Source organism: Fibrobacterota bacterium (assembly GCA_019509785.1).
Taxonomy (GTDB): domain Bacteria; phylum Fibrobacterota; class Fibrobacteria; order UBA11236; family UBA11236; genus Chersky-265.
Window position 1 is genome coordinate 32,851 of the sequence record JAEKLQ010000028.1, and the last position, 19,761, is coordinate 52,611.

Annotated in this window: 13 protein-coding genes and 2 tRNA genes; 7 read left to right on the forward strand and 8 right to left on the reverse strand. The window is 62.9% G+C overall.

Features of this window, described 5'->3' with window-relative positions; all coding sequences use genetic code 11:
- Window positions 1-5 precede the first annotated feature (5 nt).
- The 3 genes from JF616_06255 to JF616_06265 all read right to left on the reverse strand — a co-directional run bounded on the left by JF616_06255 (window position 6) and on the right by JF616_06265 (window position 2,575).
- Window positions 6-1,493: a glutamate--tRNA ligase gene (locus tag JF616_06255; protein ID MBW8887348.1), complete on the reverse strand. Its 1,488-nt coding sequence runs from the start codon at window positions 1,491-1,493 to the stop codon at window positions 6-8.
- 103 nt (window positions 1,494-1,596) lie between these two features.
- Window positions 1,597-2,298, reverse strand: coding sequence for a hypothetical protein (locus tag JF616_06260; GenBank protein MBW8887349.1), 702 nt, complete (start codon window positions 2,296-2,298; stop codon window positions 1,597-1,599).
- Between the two features lie 190 nt (window positions 2,299-2,488).
- Window positions 2,489-2,575, reverse strand: a tRNA-Ser gene (locus tag JF616_06265).
- Window positions 2,576-2,777: 202 nt separating this feature from the next.
- Here JF616_06265 and JF616_06270 point away from each other — a divergent pair.
- The 6 genes from JF616_06270 (at window position 2,778) to JF616_06295 (ending at window position 10,416) form a co-directional block, all read left to right on the forward strand.
- The gene (locus tag JF616_06270; protein ID MBW8887350.1) at window positions 2,778-5,990 is read left to right on the forward strand and encodes a transglycosylase domain-containing protein; all 3,213 of its coding nucleotides are present in this window, start codon (window positions 2,778-2,780) and stop codon (window positions 5,988-5,990) included.
- Window positions 5,991-5,998: 8 nt separating this feature from the next.
- Window positions 5,999-7,237, forward strand: coding sequence for a hypothetical protein (locus tag JF616_06275; protein ID MBW8887351.1), 1,239 nt, complete (start codon window positions 5,999-6,001; stop codon window positions 7,235-7,237).
- Window positions 7,234-7,692 (forward strand): hypothetical protein, encoded by a 459-nt coding sequence (locus tag JF616_06280; GenBank protein ID MBW8887352.1) that lies wholly within the window; start codon window positions 7,234-7,236, stop codon window positions 7,690-7,692. The genes JF616_06275 and JF616_06280 overlap by 4 nt, the downstream gene beginning before the upstream one ends.
- 65 nt (window positions 7,693-7,757) lie before the next feature.
- Entirely contained in the window at window positions 7,758-8,642 is an 885-nt protein-coding gene (nadC, locus tag JF616_06285; protein MBW8887353.1) for a carboxylating nicotinate-nucleotide diphosphorylase, read from the forward strand.
- Entirely contained in the window at window positions 8,642-9,445 is an 804-nt protein-coding gene (locus JF616_06290) for a type III pantothenate kinase (GenBank protein MBW8887354.1), read from the forward strand. Before nadC ends, JF616_06290 begins: the two co-directional genes overlap by 1 nt.
- Window positions 9,442-10,416: an SDR family oxidoreductase gene (locus JF616_06295; GenBank protein MBW8887355.1), complete on the forward strand. Its 975-nt coding sequence runs from the start codon at window positions 9,442-9,444 to the stop codon at window positions 10,414-10,416. Before JF616_06290 ends, JF616_06295 begins: the two co-directional genes overlap by 4 nt.
- A gap of 22 nt (window positions 10,417-10,438) precedes the next feature.
- On the opposite strand, the gene JF616_06300 is transcribed toward JF616_06295, so the two are convergent.
- The 4 genes from JF616_06300 to bioD all read right to left on the reverse strand — a co-directional run bounded on the left by JF616_06300 (window position 10,439) and on the right by bioD (window position 13,918).
- Complete coding sequence (locus JF616_06300) at window positions 10,439-11,233, reverse strand: methyltransferase (protein MBW8887356.1); 795 nt, start codon at window positions 11,231-11,233, stop codon at window positions 10,439-10,441.
- Window positions 11,230-11,901, reverse strand: a complete 672-nt coding sequence (locus JF616_06305; GenBank protein ID MBW8887357.1) for a hypothetical protein — start codon at window positions 11,899-11,901, stop codon at window positions 11,230-11,232. The genes JF616_06300 and JF616_06305 overlap by 4 nt, the downstream gene beginning before the upstream one ends.
- On the reverse strand, window positions 11,894-13,084 hold the full coding sequence (locus JF616_06310; protein ID MBW8887358.1) for an 8-amino-7-oxononanoate synthase: 1,191 nt from the start codon (window positions 13,082-13,084) through the stop codon (window positions 11,894-11,896). The genes JF616_06305 and JF616_06310 overlap by 8 nt, the downstream gene beginning before the upstream one ends.
- A gap of 108 nt (window positions 13,085-13,192) precedes the next feature.
- Complete coding sequence (gene bioD, locus JF616_06315; GenBank protein ID MBW8887359.1) at window positions 13,193-13,918, reverse strand: dethiobiotin synthase; 726 nt, start codon at window positions 13,916-13,918, stop codon at window positions 13,193-13,195.
- Window positions 13,919-14,061: 143 nt separating this feature from the next.
- Here bioD and JF616_06320 point away from each other — a divergent pair.
- Window positions 14,062-14,135 (forward strand) — tRNA-Val (locus JF616_06320).
- A gap of 22 nt (window positions 14,136-14,157) precedes the next feature.
- Here JF616_06320 and JF616_06325 read toward each other — a convergent pair.
- Window positions 14,158-19,743 (reverse strand): VCBS repeat-containing protein, encoded by a 5,586-nt coding sequence (locus JF616_06325; GenBank protein MBW8887360.1) that lies wholly within the window; start codon window positions 19,741-19,743, stop codon window positions 14,158-14,160.
- Window positions 19,744-19,761: the final 18 nt, after the last annotated feature.

A 19,761-nucleotide genomic window follows, 5' to 3' on the forward strand; every position in this document is an offset into this window, starting at 1 on the left:
TCTCCTCAGGCCACGGTTACCGTCTGGACCCGGCCCGAGCGGATGGCTTCGGCGGCGGCCTGCATGCGCCGCAGCACGGCATCCTTGCCGAGGGCGGCCATCAGCTCGAACAGTCCGGGCCCGAAGGGAAGGCCCGAGATGGCCAAGCGGGTGGGGTGGATGAGATCGCCGCCCTTCTTGCCCAGCTTATCCGCCGTTTCCTTATACAAGCCTTCCAAGGCGGCAGTCGAGAACTCGGGCAGGCCTGCGACGCCGGTTCGCAGCGTGTCGAGCAAAGCGTCCGAGCCGGGGCCGAATTGCTTCTTGGCCGCCTTCTCCTCGTAGGCTTCCGGTTCCTTGAAGAAATACATGCCATAGGCCACGAAGTCGGGGATGCGCTTGGAGCGATCCTTGAGCAGGCCGATGGCAGTGCGGAAATAGCTTTCCGGCCAGGCGTTGGGATCCACTCCCGCCTTGGCCCATTCCGCCATCACGATGGGCAGGAAGAAATCCACGTCCCGCCTGAGGAAGTATTGCCCGTTGAGCCACTCCAACTTCTTCTCGTCGAAGACGGCGCTCTTGGGATTGATCTTCTCCAAGGTGAAGAGTTCGACGAGACGCGCGCGTTCCATGAACTCCTCGTCGCCACCCGGGTTCCAGCCGAGCAGGGAAAGGAAGTTGACCAGGGTCTCGGGCAGATAACCGAGATCGCGGTAATCGCCCACCGAGGCCGCGCCCTTGCGTTTGCTGAGCTTGCCGCCGTCCGGCCCGAGGATCACGGGCAAGTGCACGAAGGTTGGGGGCTCCCATCCGAAGGCTTGGTACAAAAGCACGTGCCGCGGCGTGCTCGGGATCCATTCATCCCCGCGGAGAACGTGGGTGATCTGCATAAAGTGATCATCCACCACGTTGGCGAGATGGTAGGTGGGGAACCGATCGGTTTTAAGCAGAACCAGATCATCCAGGATGCGGTTCTGATAGGTAATGGTCCCGCGCAGGAAATCCTTGAACACCGTATCCCCATGGAAAGGGACCTTGAGGCGCACGGTATGTTTCTCGCCCGCGGCCACGCGCTGTTTCGCAGTCTCCGCCGGGATGTTCCGGCATAGGCGGTCGTAGCTGGTGGGCAGGTTGTTGCGCTTCTGGGTTTCGCGCAGTTCGTCCAAGCGCTCGGTGGTGCAGAAGCAGGGATAGGCATTCCCGGTGTCCATCAGCTTCTGGGCGTGTTCCTGATAGAGCGGAAGGCGTTGGGACTGGAAGTATGGGGCATGCGGGCCGCCCACTTCGGGGCCTTCGTCCCATTGCAGGCCCAGCCACTTCAGGTCGGCGATGAGATCGACCAGCGCCTTGGCATCGTACCGGGTCTGGTCGGTGTCTTCGATGCGCAGCAGGAAATCCCCGCCCACGTGCTTGGCGAAAAGCCAATTGAAAAGCGCGGTGCGGGCGCCGCCGACGTGGAGGTAGCCGGTGGGGCTGGGGGCGAAGCGGACGCGGGCGCGGGGCTGGGAGGACATGATCGGTTCCGTCTGCGAAGAGGTTGAGTGGGGGGAAATTAAGAAAAAAGCATACTGCCCAACAGGGCATTATTGGGGACGGGCCTTGCGGAATTTCCGGGGATCAGTGGAGGTCCGCTCCGATCAAGGTCAAATAGTCGTCTCTGCTGGTTGGGCTGGTAAGTGAACCCAAGATCACGGAGTAATGATAGCTGATAACGCCCAAGCCCCTGGCCAAGCGAAAGTCAGTGAATTGCCCTGGCCCGGGTCTAAATAGGAAGTGGTCTTGTGGGTAATCGCGTGTTGACGGTGAGTAATGCAGAGTGTCCGTAGTCGTTACGATCCATGTGCTCTTTCCAAGGATATCCATTTTCACAAAGCGATCCGATATGGAGTCATTGTAAAAGACATCGTGATACAAGAGCGGAGAACAGCCCAATGCCGGCGTTGCACCCGTCAGCGCGCTGATGTTGTAAAAGGCATTTCCCTTTTCGAAGCAGAATGAGGAGTCTTGACTTCCCGCGCTCAATCGGAAAAAGGTCGTATCATTCCTGTCAAAAATATCTTGGATAACCACGGCAATTGACTCGACGGTTGCTGTGCAGCTGAGCAAACCCGGACAGGTCACTATCGAATCCCGATAGGTCCAGGAGTTGCCGATCCGGAAGGGCGCGAAGTCGCCAAATGCCTTGCCCGGAACAGGAATCGAATCCAGCTGGGTGTTCTGCGGGAGGTCGGTGCCATTGGGCGAGGTCACGACGGGGGCGTTGCAGGAAAGGATGCAAAGGGAAAGTCCGAAACAATATACCGGGAACCCTATCTTCACGCTGCGCGTCCTCCAAGGTTCAATCTACCCTCTGGCATCGTAATTTGCGTACCCCTACCGGTAACGGAGTTCGACCCAAGTCAGGGCCGATTAAGATTTTCGAGCGTTCAGGCTTTGACCAGGTCCGTGGTCAGTCCGGGCAGCTGAAGGCAGCGGAGGTGATGCGGGAAAACGGATTACCCTGCCACGGCGGAGAAGGGGGGATTCGAACCCCCGGTACCTGTAACAGTACAACGATTTAGCAAACCGTCGCCTTAAGCCACTCGGCCACCTCTCCGTGGAGCTTCCTCGGCCCGTTGCCGGGCGCGGCGGAAGCCCACAAGGGCCGTAGCAGGGAGCGGGGAATTATAGTTAATCGGAAACCCGGCTTAAAGCCGAACGGCCATGGTCCCGGGCCCCACTCCCGAGTAACGTCTAACCGCCGATGAGGGTGGGCCAACGACTGTGAATTGGGTATAAACTACCTTTCCAGGGATCGCATGAAGATTTCGCCTCGCTTGAAATGGACGATCCTGGGGACCGTCTTAGCCGCTTTGTTGCTCTCCTTAGGGGCGGTCGGCGCCTTCGCCCTTTCCGTTCGCCGCGATCCGGACCACCAGTTCACCCGCGAAGCCATCATGCAGATCCTTTCCAAGGAAAGCACCGTCTACTATTCGGACGGGAAGACCAAGGTAGGGACCTTTTTCGAAGGCCAGCACCGGGATTACGTCCCTTTTGATTCCATCCCCAAGGCCATCATCAACGCCCTGGTGGCGGCGGAGGATCATAATTACTGGAACCATGGCGGGGTGGATCCCAAGGGCTTGGCCTATGCCATGCTGGACAACCTCAAGTCCTTCAGCCTCAAGCGGGGCGGCAGCACGCTCACCCAGCAGACCGCCAAGAACCTGTTCAAGCGCCCGCGCACCATCCTAGGGAAGGTAAAGGAATTGGTCAACGCCTTCCGTCTGGAAAGGCATTTCACCAAGCAGGAAATCCTCGAGTTCTACCTGAACCAGTTCTACGTCTCGGGCAACGGGCACGGGGTGCGCATCGCGGCGCGGTATTTCTTCAACAAGGATCTCGCGGATCTGAACCTGTTGGAATGCGCCTTCATCGCCGGGTCGGTGAAAGGGCCGAACCAGTACAATCCCTTCATGCAGGATACGCCGGAGAGGAAAGAGCTGGCCTTGAGGCGCGGGCAATACCGCGTAGCTTACGTGCTGAAGCAAATGTACCGGGACGGGAAGATCACCAAGGATCAATACGCCGCGGCCTCGCACCAGAAGCTGGAGTTCCGGCGCGGGGCTTTCCGCTTCACCTTATCGACGAACATGGTCAAGGTGAAGCGCCTCCTGGAAACGGCTCCCATGCAGGCCCTGCTGGACAAGAACGACGTAACCGATTTCATGACCGATGGCCTGCAAATCTATACGACCCTCGACGCCGATCTGCAGAGGGCGGCGGAGTACTCCACCTACGCGAACCTGTCGCGCTTGGATTTGCTGCTGCGCGGTTATCATGCGCCCAAGGATTCGGGTATCTCCCTGGTGAGCGCCTTCCAGCCGGGAGGTTTCTACCAGGGCCGCATCGTTACGTCTCCGCCTCCGGCCAAGGGCGGCGTACTACAGCCCATCGAGGTGGCCTTCGGGACGGCGCGCGCGACCATCCATCCGGAGGCCATCGAGCGTTGGTTGCGTACGTGGAACCTGCACGAAACCGGGATCGCCGATTTGCCCGGCGCGGCCGCGCGCGTGGAAATCCTGCGTAAGCATTTGGCGGCGGGGATGCAGATCTACTGCGGCGTGCCGTGGAAATACCAACGGCCTTCGCCCGATGGCAAGCCGGTGGCCGAACTCGAGCCCGATCTCGAGATCATGCAACGGCCGGAGATCCAGGGCGGGGCGCAAATCCTGAGGGAAGGCCGCGTGCTCGCCAACGTGGGCGGCTTCGGCAATACCGGATACGACCGGGTGAACCAGGCGCGTCGCCAATTCGGATCCGGATTCAAGCCCATCGTCTATGCCGCCGCCCTGGAGCTGGGTTGGAAGCCGCTGGACCCCTTGCTCAACTTCCGCCAGATGTTCCGCTTGGGCAACGTCTTCTACTTCCCCAAGCCCGATCATCCGCCCGAAGACACGGTCAGCATGGTATGGGCCGGCCGGCGTTCGGAGAACATCGCCAGCATCTATTTGCTTTACCACCTGTTCGACAAGACCCCATTCGCGCGCTTCTGGGAAATCGCCAAGGACATCGGCATGGCCCCGGAAAACTTCAACATGCAGGGCGAGTTCGAGATCTTCGTGCGGGACTCGCTGGGCCTGGTGCTGAATGTGGACCGCGCCCGCGAACTGCTCTACCAGAAGGAGGCGGGTGATCTCGCCATCGATCTCACTTTCGAAGGAAAGGTTGGCGAGGCGGAGGCGCTGAAGTCGCTGCCCTTCGGCCTGGGCTTCACCAAGGAGCAGCAGAAGTACGCCGGCTCCGGGGACAAGGAGGACGTGCTCCGCTACCGCATCCTAGGCCGCGATTTCCTCGCCTACTTGCAAGAGGCGCGCGCCTGGGAAGCGCGCGCGACCGGCGGCCAGCGCTTCACCTTGGCGCGGCATAACACCGGCGGCCAAGTAGGCATCTTCGCGGGCCGGCCCGACAGCGCGTGGACCCCCATCGGCGATCCCGACTCTTGGCTCTCCGACGATTCGGTCCTGGTGGAAGGCGAAATCGGCGTGGGCAGCTTGAAACGCCTTTCGGCCAAGCTGGATGCGCGCGGCGGCGATCAGCCCCTCGGCTACTCCAAGGAAAACCTGTACGCTTCGCAGGACTTCCGCGCGCTGGCGGGCTTGCGCTATATCGTCGCATTCAGCCGCAAGCTCGGCCTCACGTCCCCCTTGGACCCGGTCATTTCCTATCCCTTGGGCGTCAACGTCATCACCCTGGGCGAAGCCGTGAACGCGTATCAGGCCCTCAAGGACGGCTATACCTACAAGACCAAGTTCGGCGAGCCGCAGTTGTACATCGAGAAAATCTGCCTGCACGACGGAACGGTCATCTTCGAGGATTACCTGGATCGCGAACGGGTGATCACCGAGAAGACGCGCGCCGGCATCGAAGGGATCCTGTCCGCGGTGGTCAAGGGCGGCACCGGGCAGCAAATCGGCCGCGAACTGAAAATCCCCATGGCCCCTTCGCCGGCCACGGCGGATAAACCGACTCCCGAGCTGCCCTTGCCGGCTTTCGGCAAGACGGGAACCACCAACGACTACCGGAACGGCGCTTTCCTGGGCTTCATCGCGGCGCCCAACGGCCAGAACAAGGGTTTCGACGCGGCCAGCGGCTACGCCATCGGGGTATACACCGGCTTCGACGACAACGTGTCCATGCTCCGCAAGGGTTTCAAGGGAACCGGCAGCGCGGTGGCCATTCCGGCCTGGATCCCCATCGCCCGGGCCGTGGCCGAGGTGGATGCCTTCTCGGATCGCATCGATTTGCTCGACCTGGACATCCAGGCCACCGGGCAGGCGCCCCTCTTCAACCAGGATAAGTACCAGAAATATGTGGTTTCCAAGCGGACCGGGCTGCCCTTGCCCGCGACCGACGAACGGGTCTTGCAGAACCAGGGCACTTATACGGAAGATTTGTCGGACGAGCTTTCGGGCGGCGAAGGGTCCGCCGATGCGGCGGCCTACACCACGATCCTTATCCGCGAGGAGTGAGAGGCGACATGCTAGGTAAACGGGAAGGTTACGGGATCTTGGGTGTTACCCTGGCGGCGGCGTGGCTGGCGGGTTGCGCCGGTCCGTCCAATAAGGGGAAACCGGCCCCCTCGGCCTCCGGGACCGCCACCGTGCGCGTCGAAGAGGGGGGCGATCTTTCCGAGTTGGAGAAGGTCGTGAAGACGCCGGAGGATCGCCTGGTCCTCGATATGATGCTCGGCTATCGGATGTTGCTGTTGCGCGAGCCGGACGCCAAATCCCTGGATAAGGAAACCCTGAAGCGCAGCCGGGACGCATATGATCGCCTGGAAACCATCCTGCGGCATGGGGGAGTGAAGGCCCAGGACAAGGGCGAGCGCGTGTTCACGGTATCGGACGGGGATAAGCTCTCGTTGCAAGAGGTGATCTTGTCCGCCGCGCAGGCCGCCGACAAGGCCGCCCGCGAAGGCGATTGGGACCGGGCGCGCGAGCGCTGGAAGGAAATCGTCCAGAGCAAGACCGCCGTGGCATTCACCATGGAAGAAGCGCAATGGGGCCTGACCCTGAGCGAGGCCTTGCAATCGGCCGCCCTGCCGGATTCGATCAAGAAGCGCCTCAAGGACGTGAACGAAAGCTACCTGGCCGATGCCGGGCAGGAGGAAGTGGGCAAGCAGGTAAAGGCTTTGCTTGAAATCGTGACGGACATTAAACTGCAACGCGAGCTGAAGAAGCTGGCCAACCGCGCCTGGGAGAGGGATAAGCGGGCCGGCCGGATCAGCCCGCAAGCCCAAGCGGGGCAGACCGCCCTGGCCGGCGCGACCGGTTCCCCGGCCGATACGGCCAAGGCCCCATCATCGTCGGCCTCGCCGCCGAGCTCGCCGGAATCCGCCGGGACGGCCGCGCAGGGCCCGGGCGCGGATGCCGCCGCAACCAACGCCGCCATCGCGGCCGAAGCCGATTCCCTGGCGGCCAAGGGTAAGTACATCGCGGCCCTCAAGTCATTGGAACGAGGCGGCACCGGCCAATCCTGGGTCAAGGATAAGAAAGCCCAGATCGGCGATCGTTTCTGCGAAGACAAGCGCCGCACGGCCGCCAACGCTTTCAAGGACTATAAGAAAGCGGGCTCGGATGCGGCCAAGAAGAACCTCCTGGCCAAGACCGCATCCGAATTGGACAGCTGCCTGTTCTACTTCCCCGAACTTCCCATCAGCGCCAAGGTGCGGAAGAACCGGGAAATGGTGGATGGGGAGATGAAGAAGCTGAAGTGATGGTTTTCCGCCCCCACCGGAAGCGCCATTTCTCCCGGTACCTCATGGGTTACGTGTTCCTCGCTTGCGGATTGCTGTTGGGAACGCAGAATCTCCTCGCGGGCGCGGTCCTGTTCTTGCCCGGGGCGATCATCCTTTATTATGCGCCCCGTTGGGAATTGCGCATCGAGCTGAACGAGCGGTTCATCCGTTTCTCCGAGAACGTGGTCGAGGTCCACCCCGTGGAGATCCCCCTCGAGGACTTGGCCGAGATCCGGCGCGTGGAAGAACGCGCGGAACGGAAGGGATTCCTGAGCACCTATTCCGAATTCTATCCCTTCGTGGAATTCAGCACCCGCGCGGGGCGCACCTACCGGATGCACGACATCTTCGACGCCGATTTCGACGCCGAAATGGAGCGCTTGGCCGCCCAAGGCGGAATCGGGCTGAGCGGCTTCTCCGAACCGGAAGCTTGAGCATCCGCCGGGCGACTTCCTCCGCCCGGTGACCTCCCGGTCGCGGTTTTTTTACCTTAAGGCCCATGCCCGAAACCCATGCCGGCACTTTGCCGGCCTTCCCGGCCGAAGCGTTCGATAGGCTCCTCTCCCTGGCTTTCGCCGAGGACGTGGGCGATGGCGACATCACCACCCTGGCCACCATTCCCGCCGATGCCGCCGGCCATGCCCGGCTCTTGTGCAAACAGGCCGGGGTGATCGCGGGGCTGCCCTCGATCGAAAGGGTCTTCCGCAATCGCGGCGCCCATCCCGACATCAAGCTCATGGCCGCGGAAGGCGCCCGCATCGGGGCCGGAACGGTGGTAGCCGAATTGCGGGGCTCCTTGCGGGCTTTGCTGACCTGCGAGCGCGTCCTGCTCAACTTCCTGCAGCGCTTTTCGGGCATCGCCACCGCCGCGCGGGAATATGCCGACGCCTTGGCGGGGGCGCCCACGCGCTTGCTCGACACGCGTAAGACCCCGGCCGGCTACCGGGGATTGGACAAGTACGCGGTCGCCATCGGCGGGGGGACCAACCACCGCATGGGGCTGTACGATATGGTGCTGGTGAAGGACAACCATGCGGAAGCCTGCGGATCGGTGCGCGCGGCGGTGGAAAAGGTCCACGCCCTCTACGGCGGCAAGTATACCGTGGAAGCCGAGGTCCGCACCCTGGCGGAACTGGAAAGCCTGCTGGACGCTCCGGTCGACATCGTGCTGCTCGATAACATGGATGACGCCATGCTGCGCGAGGCCATCGGCAGGGTCCGGGCCCGCGCGCCGCGCCTTAAGCTGGAGGCCAGCGGCAATATGGACTTGGAACGCGCCAAGCGGATCCGCGAGTTCGGCTTGGATTTCATCTCGGTGGGCGCGTTGACGCATAGCGCTAAGGCGCTGGATATCTCGCTGGATATCGAAAGGGAAAGCCGTTGATGGCCGTCCCTCCCTTGGATCTCCGCTTGGCCGTCGACGTGGGCAACACGAACACCGTCATCGGCCTTTTCGACGGCAAGCGCATCGTCCGCCACTGGCGCTTGCCCACGCGCAAGGACGCCACCGTGGACGAGATCGCCCTTTGGCTGCGCGGTTTGCTGCGTCCCGAGGCTGAGCTTGCCGGCATCCGCGCATCCGCGATGGCTTCGGTGGTGCCGATGCTGGACGAAAGCTGGGCGCAAGCCCTGGAGGACGTGTTGGGCGCCGCCCCGGAAATCCTGGATTGGTCCAATTGCCTGGGACTCCGCCTCGAGTACGAGATTCCCCGGCAGATCGGCGCCGACCGGCTCGCCAACGTGCTGGGCGCCCACGCGCTCGGCCATAAGCAGGGTGTGGTCATCGACCTGGGCACCGCCACCACTTACGACGTTTTCGGGCCGGACTGCTACTTCGGCGGCATCATCTGCCCCGGCATCCAGAGCTCCCTGCGGGGCTTGGCGCAGACGGCGTCCAAGCTTTCCGAGGTGGAGCTCAAGTGGATCGATAAGGCCGTGGGAACCACCACCGATGACGCGTTGCGCATCGGGATGCTGCAAGGCACGGTGGGCCAAGTGGAATACCTGCTTAAGGCGATCTTCGCCGATAAGAAGATGCGCTCGCCTTCGGTGATCGCCACCGGCGGCCTGGCGCCTTTGCTGGGAGGACGCTCCCGCGCCATCCATGTCATCGAACCGGATCTCACCTTGATCGGGATCAATCACCTGATCGACGGACGCTCCAAGAAAAGGAAAAGGAAGAAATGAAGAGGATCCTGGTCACGGGAGGCGCCGGCTTCCTGGGTTCGCATTTGTGCGAGCGGTTGGTAGGGCAAGGCCACGACGTGGTCTGCATGGATAATTTTTTCACCGGCATGAAGCGGAACGTGGAGCACCTGCGCGGCCGCGGCAACTTCGAGCTGGTACGCCACGACGTAACCATGCCCATCTTCCTGGAAGTGGATCAGATCTATAACCTGGCTTGCCCGGCTTCGCCTATCCATTACCAGTACAACCCCGTCAAAACCATCAAGACGAGCGTCATGGGCGCCATCAATATGCTGGGCCTGGCCAAGCGCGTGAAGGCCCGCATCCTCCAGGCATCCACAAGCGAAGTCTACGGAGATCCCGAAATCCATCCGCAGAAGGAGGATTACTGGGGGCACGTGAATCCCATCGGCCTCCGTTCTTGTTACGACGAGGGCAAGCGCGTGGCCGAGACCCTGTTCTTCGATTATAAGCGCCAGAACAAGGTCGACATCCGCGTCATCCGCATTTTCAATACCTACGGGCCTAAGATGCATCCGCACGACGGACGCGTGGTCTCCAACTTCATCGTGCAGGCCTTGCAGGGGAAGGATATCACCATCTATGGCGAAGGGTCCCAGACCCGTTCCTTCTGCTTCGTTTCGGATCTGATCGAGGGCATGGTACGATTGATGGAACATCCCACGCTTTCGGGACCCGTGAACGTGGGCAACCCCAATGAATTCACCATCCGGCAGCTGGCCGAGCAGGTGGTCGCCGCGACCGGATCCAAAAGCAAGATCATCTCCAAGCCCCTGCCCAGCGACGATCCTAAGCAACGGCAGCCGGACATCTCCCTGGCCAAGAAGGAGCTCGGATGGGCTCCCACGGTAGAGCTTAAGGAAGGCTTGCAGAAGACGGTCGCCTATTTCGATAAGCTTCTGTCTTCCGGCGAGAACCTGCAGGACTACGTACGCCAATCCCAAGGGTGAGGCGCGCGCCGGCAGGAACGGCTCAACCCGGCTTCCGGAAGGCCGCGTACCAAGGCGCCCACGTCGCGGCCACCCCGCGCTCGCGGGGGTAACGTTCCTGATACCTTCTGAGAAGCAACTCCAGCCGCGAACGGGTCATCGGGGAACCCTCGCGGGGCCGTCTGGCCGCGCCCAGCGCCCGGATGCCTTCCAGGAAAGCGCGGGGGGAAGGGTATACCGTTTCCCGGCGTTCGCTTTCCAACATCGCTAATTCCAGCCCCGCTTCCGCCGCCAGGCCCCCCAGATCGGAGGCGGGATGGCCCGGGAAATCCGCGTAGCCGAAGGGCGCCTCGCCCAAGATGGAATTGAGCTCCGGGAAGTTGGACCGATCGAATCCGGAAGCGAGATAGCACCCGCCCGGGGCCAATAACCCCGAGACACAGCGGAGGTGGCGGACCAAATCGGGGAACCATTGCACCAAGGCATTGCTGGCCGCCAAGCGATAGGGCCCGTACCCGGCGATGGGACCGGGGGCAGGGACGGCGCCCGATGCGTCGCAGATCGCGAAGCGAAGGCCCGCGCGCTTTCCCAATGATCGCTCGGCTTGACCCAGCATTCGCGGTGCCGCATCGGTGGCGAGCAGATCGGCGTCCGGGAACCGGCGCGAAAGCAGGGCGGTAAGATGGCCCGTGCCGCATCCGAATTCGATGAGCGGTCCGGCGGCCGGCAGGTCGTTGGGCAATCCGGAGAGCAAGCGTTCGGCCATGCCGGCTTGGAAATCGGCGTGGGCCGCGTAGCTCCCGGCGGCGCGGTCGAATCGACGCGTATGGAAATTCATGCGGCCTTTTCCGGAGCCGGCAGCAAGGGCGCGACGAGGCCGGGAAAGTCGAGGAACGGGAGATGGCCGCCCGGGTAGGAACGCCAGCGGGGATCCGCGCCCGGCGCGGCGGGGGAGAGCGGGTCTTCCGGGCTGGCCAGGAAAACCAGTCCGGGGACGGAAGGAAGCCGGGCCTTTTCCAAATGCGCCTCGGCCAAGGTCCGAAGGCCAAGCACGAGGGAATCATCCGAGTAGGATCGAACCCGGGCATCCCAGGCTTCGGCCCATTCCCCCGGCACTTGGGACTGGCCCCAGGCCGCCGAACGGAACTCGGCGAGGACCTTATCCCGCTCGCTCGGCAGGCGGCGGGCCATGCGCAAGACGGCCGCTTGGGGCCAACGTCCGCCGGCGCGGCAGAAATCGAAGATGGGCGAGAGCGAGAGGATGCGGCACGACGGGCGCCATCCCTCCATAAGGGCCTGATGCATGAGCAAGCTACCTAGAGACCAGGCGGCCAGGCATCCGCCCGGAGGCAGGCGGGCGGCTTCGGCTCGGAGATCCGCGGCGCCGTCGAGGAGGGCATGGGCATCCAGGAAGCGATGTGTACGGCCCGGGTATAGAGCATCCAAGGCGCCGTGCCAGCATGCGAGGTCGGAAGCCCACCCGCCGATCCAAAGGACTTCAGCCATCGCCCGCCTCGTTGGCGCTTTCGTCCAGGGCCCCCGAAATCTCGTCGGCCAAGGCGTCGATCTCCTTCTCTTCGATTTCGCAGGTGAGATTGATGCGCAGACGGGCCGTGCCTTCGGGAACCGTGGGCGGCCGTACGGCCGGGGCATGGTAACCGGCATGGTACAGGGTCTCGGAAAGGCGCAAGGCGGCCCGATCGCTCCCGGCGATCACCGGGACGATATGGCTTTCGCTGCTCCCGATATCGAAGCCGCGGCTACGGAACAGGCCGCGCGTATAGGCGGCTATCGCGGCCAAGCGCTCGCGGCGCCAAGGCTCTTCTTCCGCCACCCTTATCGCTTCCAGTGCGGCGCCCGCTACCGCCGGGGGCAGGGCGGTGCTGAAGATGAAGCTGCGGGCCGCGTTGGCCAGCCAATCGATGGCTTCGGCGGGCCCGGCGATGTAGGCCCCGAAACCGCCGTAGGCTTTTCCGAAAGTACCCATGATCAGGATGCGACCGGTCTTCCGCGCCTGCGCCAACGCGGGCGCGACGGCTTCCGGCAGGCAGCCGGTGGAATGGGCTTCGTCGAGGAAAAGCCAGAACCCGTAACGCGCCTGTAACCGTAGTAGTCCCTCCACGTCCGCCTTGTCCCCGTCCATGCTGAACAGGGTTTCGCTACAGACCAGGCCCGGTCCCTCCCTTTTGCCCGCGGCCAGCAGGCTTTCCAAATGCCCCAGGTCCCGATGGCGGTAGCGATGGAAGCCGCGGGGCAAGGCGCGCATGGCCTCGGACATGCTGGCATGGTTCAGCTTATCGCTGAATATCGGTCCCAGAACCTGGGACAAGGCCGGCAGAGCTCCCGCATTGGCCATGAATCCGGTATTGAACAACAAGGCCTTGCCCAAGGGCCGCAGGGCCGCCACCGCCGTTTCCAATTCGCGATGGATGGGCAGGCCGCCGCCCAAAAGGCGCGATCCTCCCGCGCCTGTCCCCAAGGAAAGCGCCGCCTCCGCCGCCGCCCGACGCAAGCGGGGATGCGCCGAGAGGCCCAGATAATCATTGGAACTGAGATTGAGGCAGCGCCGGCCATCCCGCTCGAGGTACTTGCCGGGCAGGCCAGGCCAACCCGAGACCGTACGCATGCGATCGCGCGCGCGCAGATCGTCCAGGCGGGCTTGGAAAGGATTCTGATCTTCGGAATTCACGTGTCCTCGCCGGAAGGTCTTGGGCCTATCCGCGGACGCGGAGGGGCAAGCGGGAAAAAATAAAAATATCCCGGGACCGTTTTTCGGCTCCGACCGGGTTGCGAACGCTCAGCCCGATGCGCCGGCGAACCAATTCTCCAGCGAAGCGGCCAGCGGAGCGCAGAAGCTGGCCCCGTCCTCGGGCCCCAACGGCCTGCCTTGGGAGAGGGCCGTAGAAAAAGGAAGGGTTCCGAAAAAAGGCAGCCGGAGGAGTTCGCCCAAGGTGCGTCGGTTGTCCTCCTCCAGCGGATCTTCTTCCGGTGCGCGGCGGCAGAAGGAGAATCCCGCCAAGCCCACACCCGCTTGCCGCAACCAGGCGACCGTGGCCGAAGTATGATGCAAGGTGCCGAGGCCGGGGGCGCAGGCGACGAGGGCGGGCGCCCCCAGGTCCCGGGCCAGGCCGGCCAAGCTGGATCCCCGGCGATCCAGGGGCACGGCGGCGCCGCCCGCGCCTTCCAGGATCAGGAGATCGCGGCCGGCGGCATGGGATTCCGCTTCGCCGCGCAATAGGTCCGGATCGATCGTGATGCCTTCGCGCTCGGCCGCCAGGTGGGGAGAGGCCGCCAGGGGTAACACGCAGGTGACGTAAGCCGGCATGCCTCCCGACAACGTCCCGATCCAATCCGCGTCGCCCCCTTCCCGCGGGGGACTGCCGAAGGGATAACTTCCGCATTGGACCGGTTTCAGGTAGGCCGCATTCAGTCCCCGCTGCTTGGCCCATAAGAGGACGGCCAGGGAGAGGGCGGTTTTGCCGACATCGGTGCCGGTGCCGGTGATGAAGAGGATGCGGCCCATAGGCGGAAATCTAAAAACCGGCCCGGGGTTCGATTGACAAACCCGCGGGGCCCGACTAGCTTTCCCAATCCTTATCCGCCCGGGTCTTCACGATTCGACGGGTATGGCCTCGGCTTTGTCACCCGGGGTTCTGCGACGTACCAGGACGATTAGCTCAGCTGGTTAGAGTATTACCTTGACATGGTAGGGGTCACTGGTTCGAGTCCAGTATCGTCCAGGTTCGCTCTCCTCTTCTTCCCTCATCTCCACACCAGCTTTTTCCTCTGGACCCCTTCGGGCCCGGACAAGCGGTACAGGTAAATCCCCGGCGGCACCGCGCGTCCGTGTCCATCGCGGCCGTCCCACTTCAACAGGTAACGCCCCGGATTGAAAGTGCCGGTAGCCAAGGTGCGCACTTCGGCCCCGCGCATGTCCCACAGCGTCAATGTTATCGGCCCACGCCGCGTGAGACCGAAGGGGACCCAGGTTTGGCCCACGGCGGGATTGGGGTAATTCTGCCCCAGCTCGAAGCGATCCGGCAGCCCCCGTAGCAGGGCCACCGGTCCGGACGAGGAGGCGCGTTGGGTCATGGGCATCATGTCCACGCCGCCGGCCAGGCCGTAGACCAGGACCAGGTAATCGCCGAACAGGACGTTATCGAGCTTTACTTCAGCGGAAAAGCTGCCGTCTTTGGCGCGGACGAGGGGCGCATACTGGAACGGATCGGCGGCGGCTTTGGGATCGAAATCGGGCTTTAGCACGGTGTACCAAGCGGTATCGACGGGGATAGGTCCCTCGGGAACGGCTACGATGGAGAGGGTCCGCGTATCGGGATCGAGACGGGTGCGGACTTCCTTCCAATCCGCTTCCGGGCTTTGGTTCTGTTGCGATCCGCCGACATAGACTTCGGAAAGGCGCGCCAGATCGACGGTCTCATTGGGAGTATCGTCGAGATCGGCATTGGCCTGGGGATTGGCCAGCACCCGTCCCGAGATGGCATTCGCATCCGACCAGACTTTTCCCGCCGCCCAGGCTTGCGCGAGGTTGCCGCCCTTGGCGATCTGCTTGAAGAAGGCGTAGCTGAAGCTTTGCCCTAACTGGAAATAGGCTTGGCGATCCGCCGCCGCCGAAGTGATCACGATCCGGTTCTGGGTCGCGGAACGCAGCTTGGGGATGAAGGTACCCGCGTAGCAGAAATCCAATACCAGCACGATGGGCGTGCGCAGGCTGTCGCCCTTGCCCGAGTCGTAGGTATCCAGCCAGGCATCCAGGGAATCGGGGGTCACGAACTCCGTGGGGCTCAGGAAGAATTTCCCGTTCTGCACCTCGGCATGGCCGCCATGGCCGATCAAGGTGATCAGCAAGGGTACGCCGTTGCGCACCCGATCCCGGTAGCCCAGGATGCGATCGCGCAGCAAGGCCGGCGTCATGCGCGTTTCGTCCACGATATTGCTGTTGGCGTGGTAATCCAACCCGATGCTTTGCCATCCCACCGGATTGAAATAGGTGATGAGCGAATCGGTGAAGCCGCGCTGGCGCAGTTTGGCATAAGCCCAATTACAGGCCGGCGCGATGTTCTGGTAGAAATACAGGTTGTCGTTGAAATCCGTGCCCGCCGCGATCAGGGCCAGCCCCACGCCCGCTTGCACGGGGACCCAGGAGGTGTCCGACCAGGAGGTATCGCCTTCGTCGTCCACGGCCATGGCGTAGAAGCCGTGCAGACCTAGGGCCAGGGCGGAGGAATCGAGCGTGGTGTCCTTCGCGCCCGAAATCCTTCCCTGCAAGGTGGAATACAGGGCGAAGGTATGCAGGCTATCATGGATCGGATCGGCGCCTTCGTCCAGATCGTAGGCGGTGCAATGGAACCGGGGGCGATCCGCGCCCCGGAGGATAAGGCCGCGCGGGGAGATGGAATCGATGCGGACCAGGGGTTTACGGCTGCGCACCGACACGGTGGCATGTGCGGCCGCGGACGTATCCCCTTCGTTGTCCACCACGCGCAGGGTGATATCGTGCGCGCCGATGCCGAGGGCGCTGGGTTTCAGGGTGAAGCCCGAGGCGCTGGCGCCGATGGGCCCGGCCAGGTTAGAGGACCAGAGGTAGGCGGTGATGCGATCGCCTTCGCCGGCGTTGTCCGAATCGTTGGCCGTGGCCAGGAGGGATATGGACGAAGCCGTGTCCCACGGCAGGTCGGCGGGGGTAACCTTGTCGATACGGCACCAGGGCGGGGCCGCCGCGGTCCCGGAAAGGTCGATCTCCAATGGGAGCGGGGCGCCGCCGTAATAGAGCTTGAGCACGCCGGTAAAGTCGCCGCCCGCGGGCTTGCCCGGCGCGAAGCGCACCGTCAAGGTCGTATCCGCGTTGGCGGGCAGGGAAGAGGGCAGGGCGGGGAGGAGGAAGGCGTCGTTCACGACCCGGGCCGAATCCACCGGCACGCGCAACCCGCTCCCGTTGGTGATCTTGAGGGTGGCTTCCTGGGCCGCTCCCAGATGGATCTTGCCGAAGGCGATGGCCGGAACGGCGGGGGTGAGAAGATAAGCGGGGATCGCGACGGCTTCCGGCGAGAATCCGCTATGGTTCCCCACGCGGTCGGACGCGACGATGAGGAAGGCGTAAGGCGTTCCGTTCTTGAGCCCGGACACCACCTTGCCGGTCGCATGGATGTCGGTGATGGAATCGATGCGGGCGACCGGGCCGGAAGCATTCCGCTGGTAGATCAGATAGCAGAGGAAATCGCTTTCCGTGGCGGCGGGCCAATTCAAGGTGACCGAGCGATCGCCCGGCGAAGCCGTGAAAGGCGCGGGGATGGCGGGCGGCGTGCCGTCCGGGGTCGCGGTGAGTTCATTCGAATAGGAAGAAGGGTTTCCGCCCGCGTCCTCGGCCGAGAGGCGGAAATGGTAGGTTGTTCCGTCAGTCAACTCCTTGACGATCAGAACGGTATCGCCAGCGTGGATCACCGAATCCATGCGCGCTTCCGGCGCGGCCGACGTCCCGTAATGCACCAGGTAACGCTGGAATTGCGTTTGCGGCAGCTTATGCCAACGCAGGGTGACCGCGCCGGGCCCGGGACCGGATTCCGCGCCCAAGAGTTCCGGAGCCGGCAGTCCCAGGCTGAAACTCTGTTCCGAAGGGAAGGGCGATCCGGCCAATTGCTGATCGAACCCCTGGGCGCTCCAGTAGTAGGTTCCCGGAGCCAACCCATTGAGGGTGGCCGTGCGGATCTGCCCGGCATTCCCCGGGCTCGGGGTTAAGCGGAAACCCGTAAGGGCGGAGAGCGGCGACAACACGTCGGCGCCGCCGGGCGATGTGCCTACCCGTAGGTTGTATTGCATGCCGTCGGGAGTCGTCTCCGCATCGTTGGACGCGCCCCAGGAGAGATGGACCGAATTCCGGCCCAGGGCGGATGAGAGACCGCCCGGCGCCGAAGGCGCGGCATTGGGGACGATGAGCGAATTCCGGAAGACCTTCAGGCGATAACCGCTTACGGCGAAATCCTGATCGCCGTCCCCATCGAAGTCGGCGACCGCCACGCCCCCCAGGATGAATGCGTTATCGGGCCAAAGGGTGGTCCATTTGGTCCCATCGTTGCGGAAGAGCAAGGTGAGGCTGTAAGTGACGTTTTGGTAGATGTAGGTGCCGGAACCGATGAGATCCAAATCGCCGTCATTATCGAAATCGACCCAGGCCAGGTCGCCCCCTATTTGCATGTCGGGGCGTGCGGATTCTTGGAAGCGCCCGCTTACGAACCTGTAAATGAGGGTGGTGGGGTCGCCCCTCATACCGGTAACCAGGTGGGAAAGGGGGTTTGTTCCGCTGACGGCGAAATCGAGGTCGCCATCGCCGTCGAAATCCCCCCATGCGACTTTCGCATCGGTAAGGCCCAGGAATTGATCGGCGGTCCGCTGGAAGGTACCCCCCACGTTACGGTAAATCGCAGTGATCGGGGAGCCGGATCCCCAGCTCAAGGTATCTCCGGCGATAAGGAGGTCCGGTTTCCCGTCGCGATCGAAATCCCCCCATGCCATATCCCCGTTGGTAAGCCCCGGGAGGTCGCCTTTAGGCGCAGGGACGAAGGCCCCCTTGCCAAGGTTGCGGAATATAGAGGACCAGGAATGTTGGTTGGTTGCGGCGTCGGAGGCGTCGATCCCCCAGGCCGCAAGGTCGGGCTTCCCGTCCCCGTCGAAATCCGCCACCCGGACATGCTGGATGTTCGCGACCAGGGAGGAATCCATATTCAGGGTCGCTTCCGCGAATCCCGATGACGTTCCCCGGAACCACCGCAACCCGCCGGTGTAAAAGGTCTTTCCCGCCAGAAGCACGTCCAACCAGCCGTCCCCGTCCAAGTCGCACAATTCGGGATCACCCTTGATCCCGTCCAAGGCCGAAGCCTGGGGTACCATGGTCTTGCCGTCGTTGTGGTACAGTTTGCAAGAGGCTCCATTCGCGGCATCGCCCGTCGGGCAGACCAGGAGGTCCAAGCGCCCGTCATGATCGAAGTCGCCCCAAAGCGGCCTGCCGGGCGGGAGCGAATCGATGGCGGGGGCCTCATGGAAATCGCCGCGGATGTTCCGGTAAAACACGGTGGAGAGCGAGCGCCGTCCCTGCGCGTCGTTGGTCGTGCCGGAAAGCATCAAATCCACGTTGCCGTCGCCGTCGAAATCGGCCAAGGATCCGGTCGCCAACGAGAAGGGTTGCAAAGGAACGCCCAGATCATCGAAAAAGCCGTCGTCGTTCACCAGCACCTTGGTGAAGTACTGGCCGGGATAATCGGTATTCGCGCCGCTTACCACCAGGTCCGGATACCCGTCCCCGTTGATGTCACCGAACGAGACCACTCCCAAGTCCGCGTCCGCTTTCAACGAGCCGGAGAGCGCCGCCGTATCCAACAGGAAACCCGATCCGGTGTTATTGTACAGCCTCGTGGTAGCGATTCTGCCGCCGCTAAGCACGAGGTCGGGGAGTCCGTCGCCGTCGTAATCCCCCCAATCGGCGGAGACCACCGAGATCCCGGCGGCAAGCGATGCGTATCGGGAGAAGCCGGATCCCGTATACCTATAAACGGTGGCGACGCTAACGGCGTTCGTATCATTTCCCGCCAGGAAGAGATCCGTCTTACCGTCTTGATCGAAGTCCCCGAAGGCGACCACGGCATTATAGACGGGCTGCAATCCGGGCATCGCCGTGAAGGACAGGCCGGGACCGATCTTGTAGACGGCCGTTACGGCATGATCGGGCGTGTAATCGCCGCGCGCGGGGCGGATTTGGGCGGATACGAAGAATTCAGGGATTCCATCTTGGTCCAGATCGCGGAACCGGAATACGGGCGAAGCGGAATACAACAAAGGAGGAACCAGGTTCGGCGGGGTGGCCTTCACTTCGAAACGATTCGTGCCAGGGTTGTAACCGTAGATGCGGACGCAGCCGCTATCATATCCGCCATCCGGATCGGTGACATGATGATGGACCCAGACCGCCAATTCGAAGTATCCGTCGTGGTCGAGATCGGCCCAGGCGGCGGAGGAAGCCAGCGAATCCCCTAAGGCATGGAAGTCCTCGAACTTGGAATATTTGCCGCCGCCGTTATTCCGCCAGACCTCCACTGTGTGGATGAAGCCATAGACCGAGGTGGGGTTGGATTTACCGAAAACGAGGACGTCCGGTTTGCCGTCATGATCGAAATCGCCAACGGAGATCCCGGCATCGTTGACGTCATCCGAGCCCGGTCCCGACCCCGTCCCCACGCCGGTAATGCCTACGCCGATATTCCGGAATTCCTGTGCCGCACCGGAACGGGGCAGGCACAGGGCCAGAAGCATAGCCACGAGGAAGGCGAAGAAAAATCGCATCGGGAAGCCTTTCAGTAG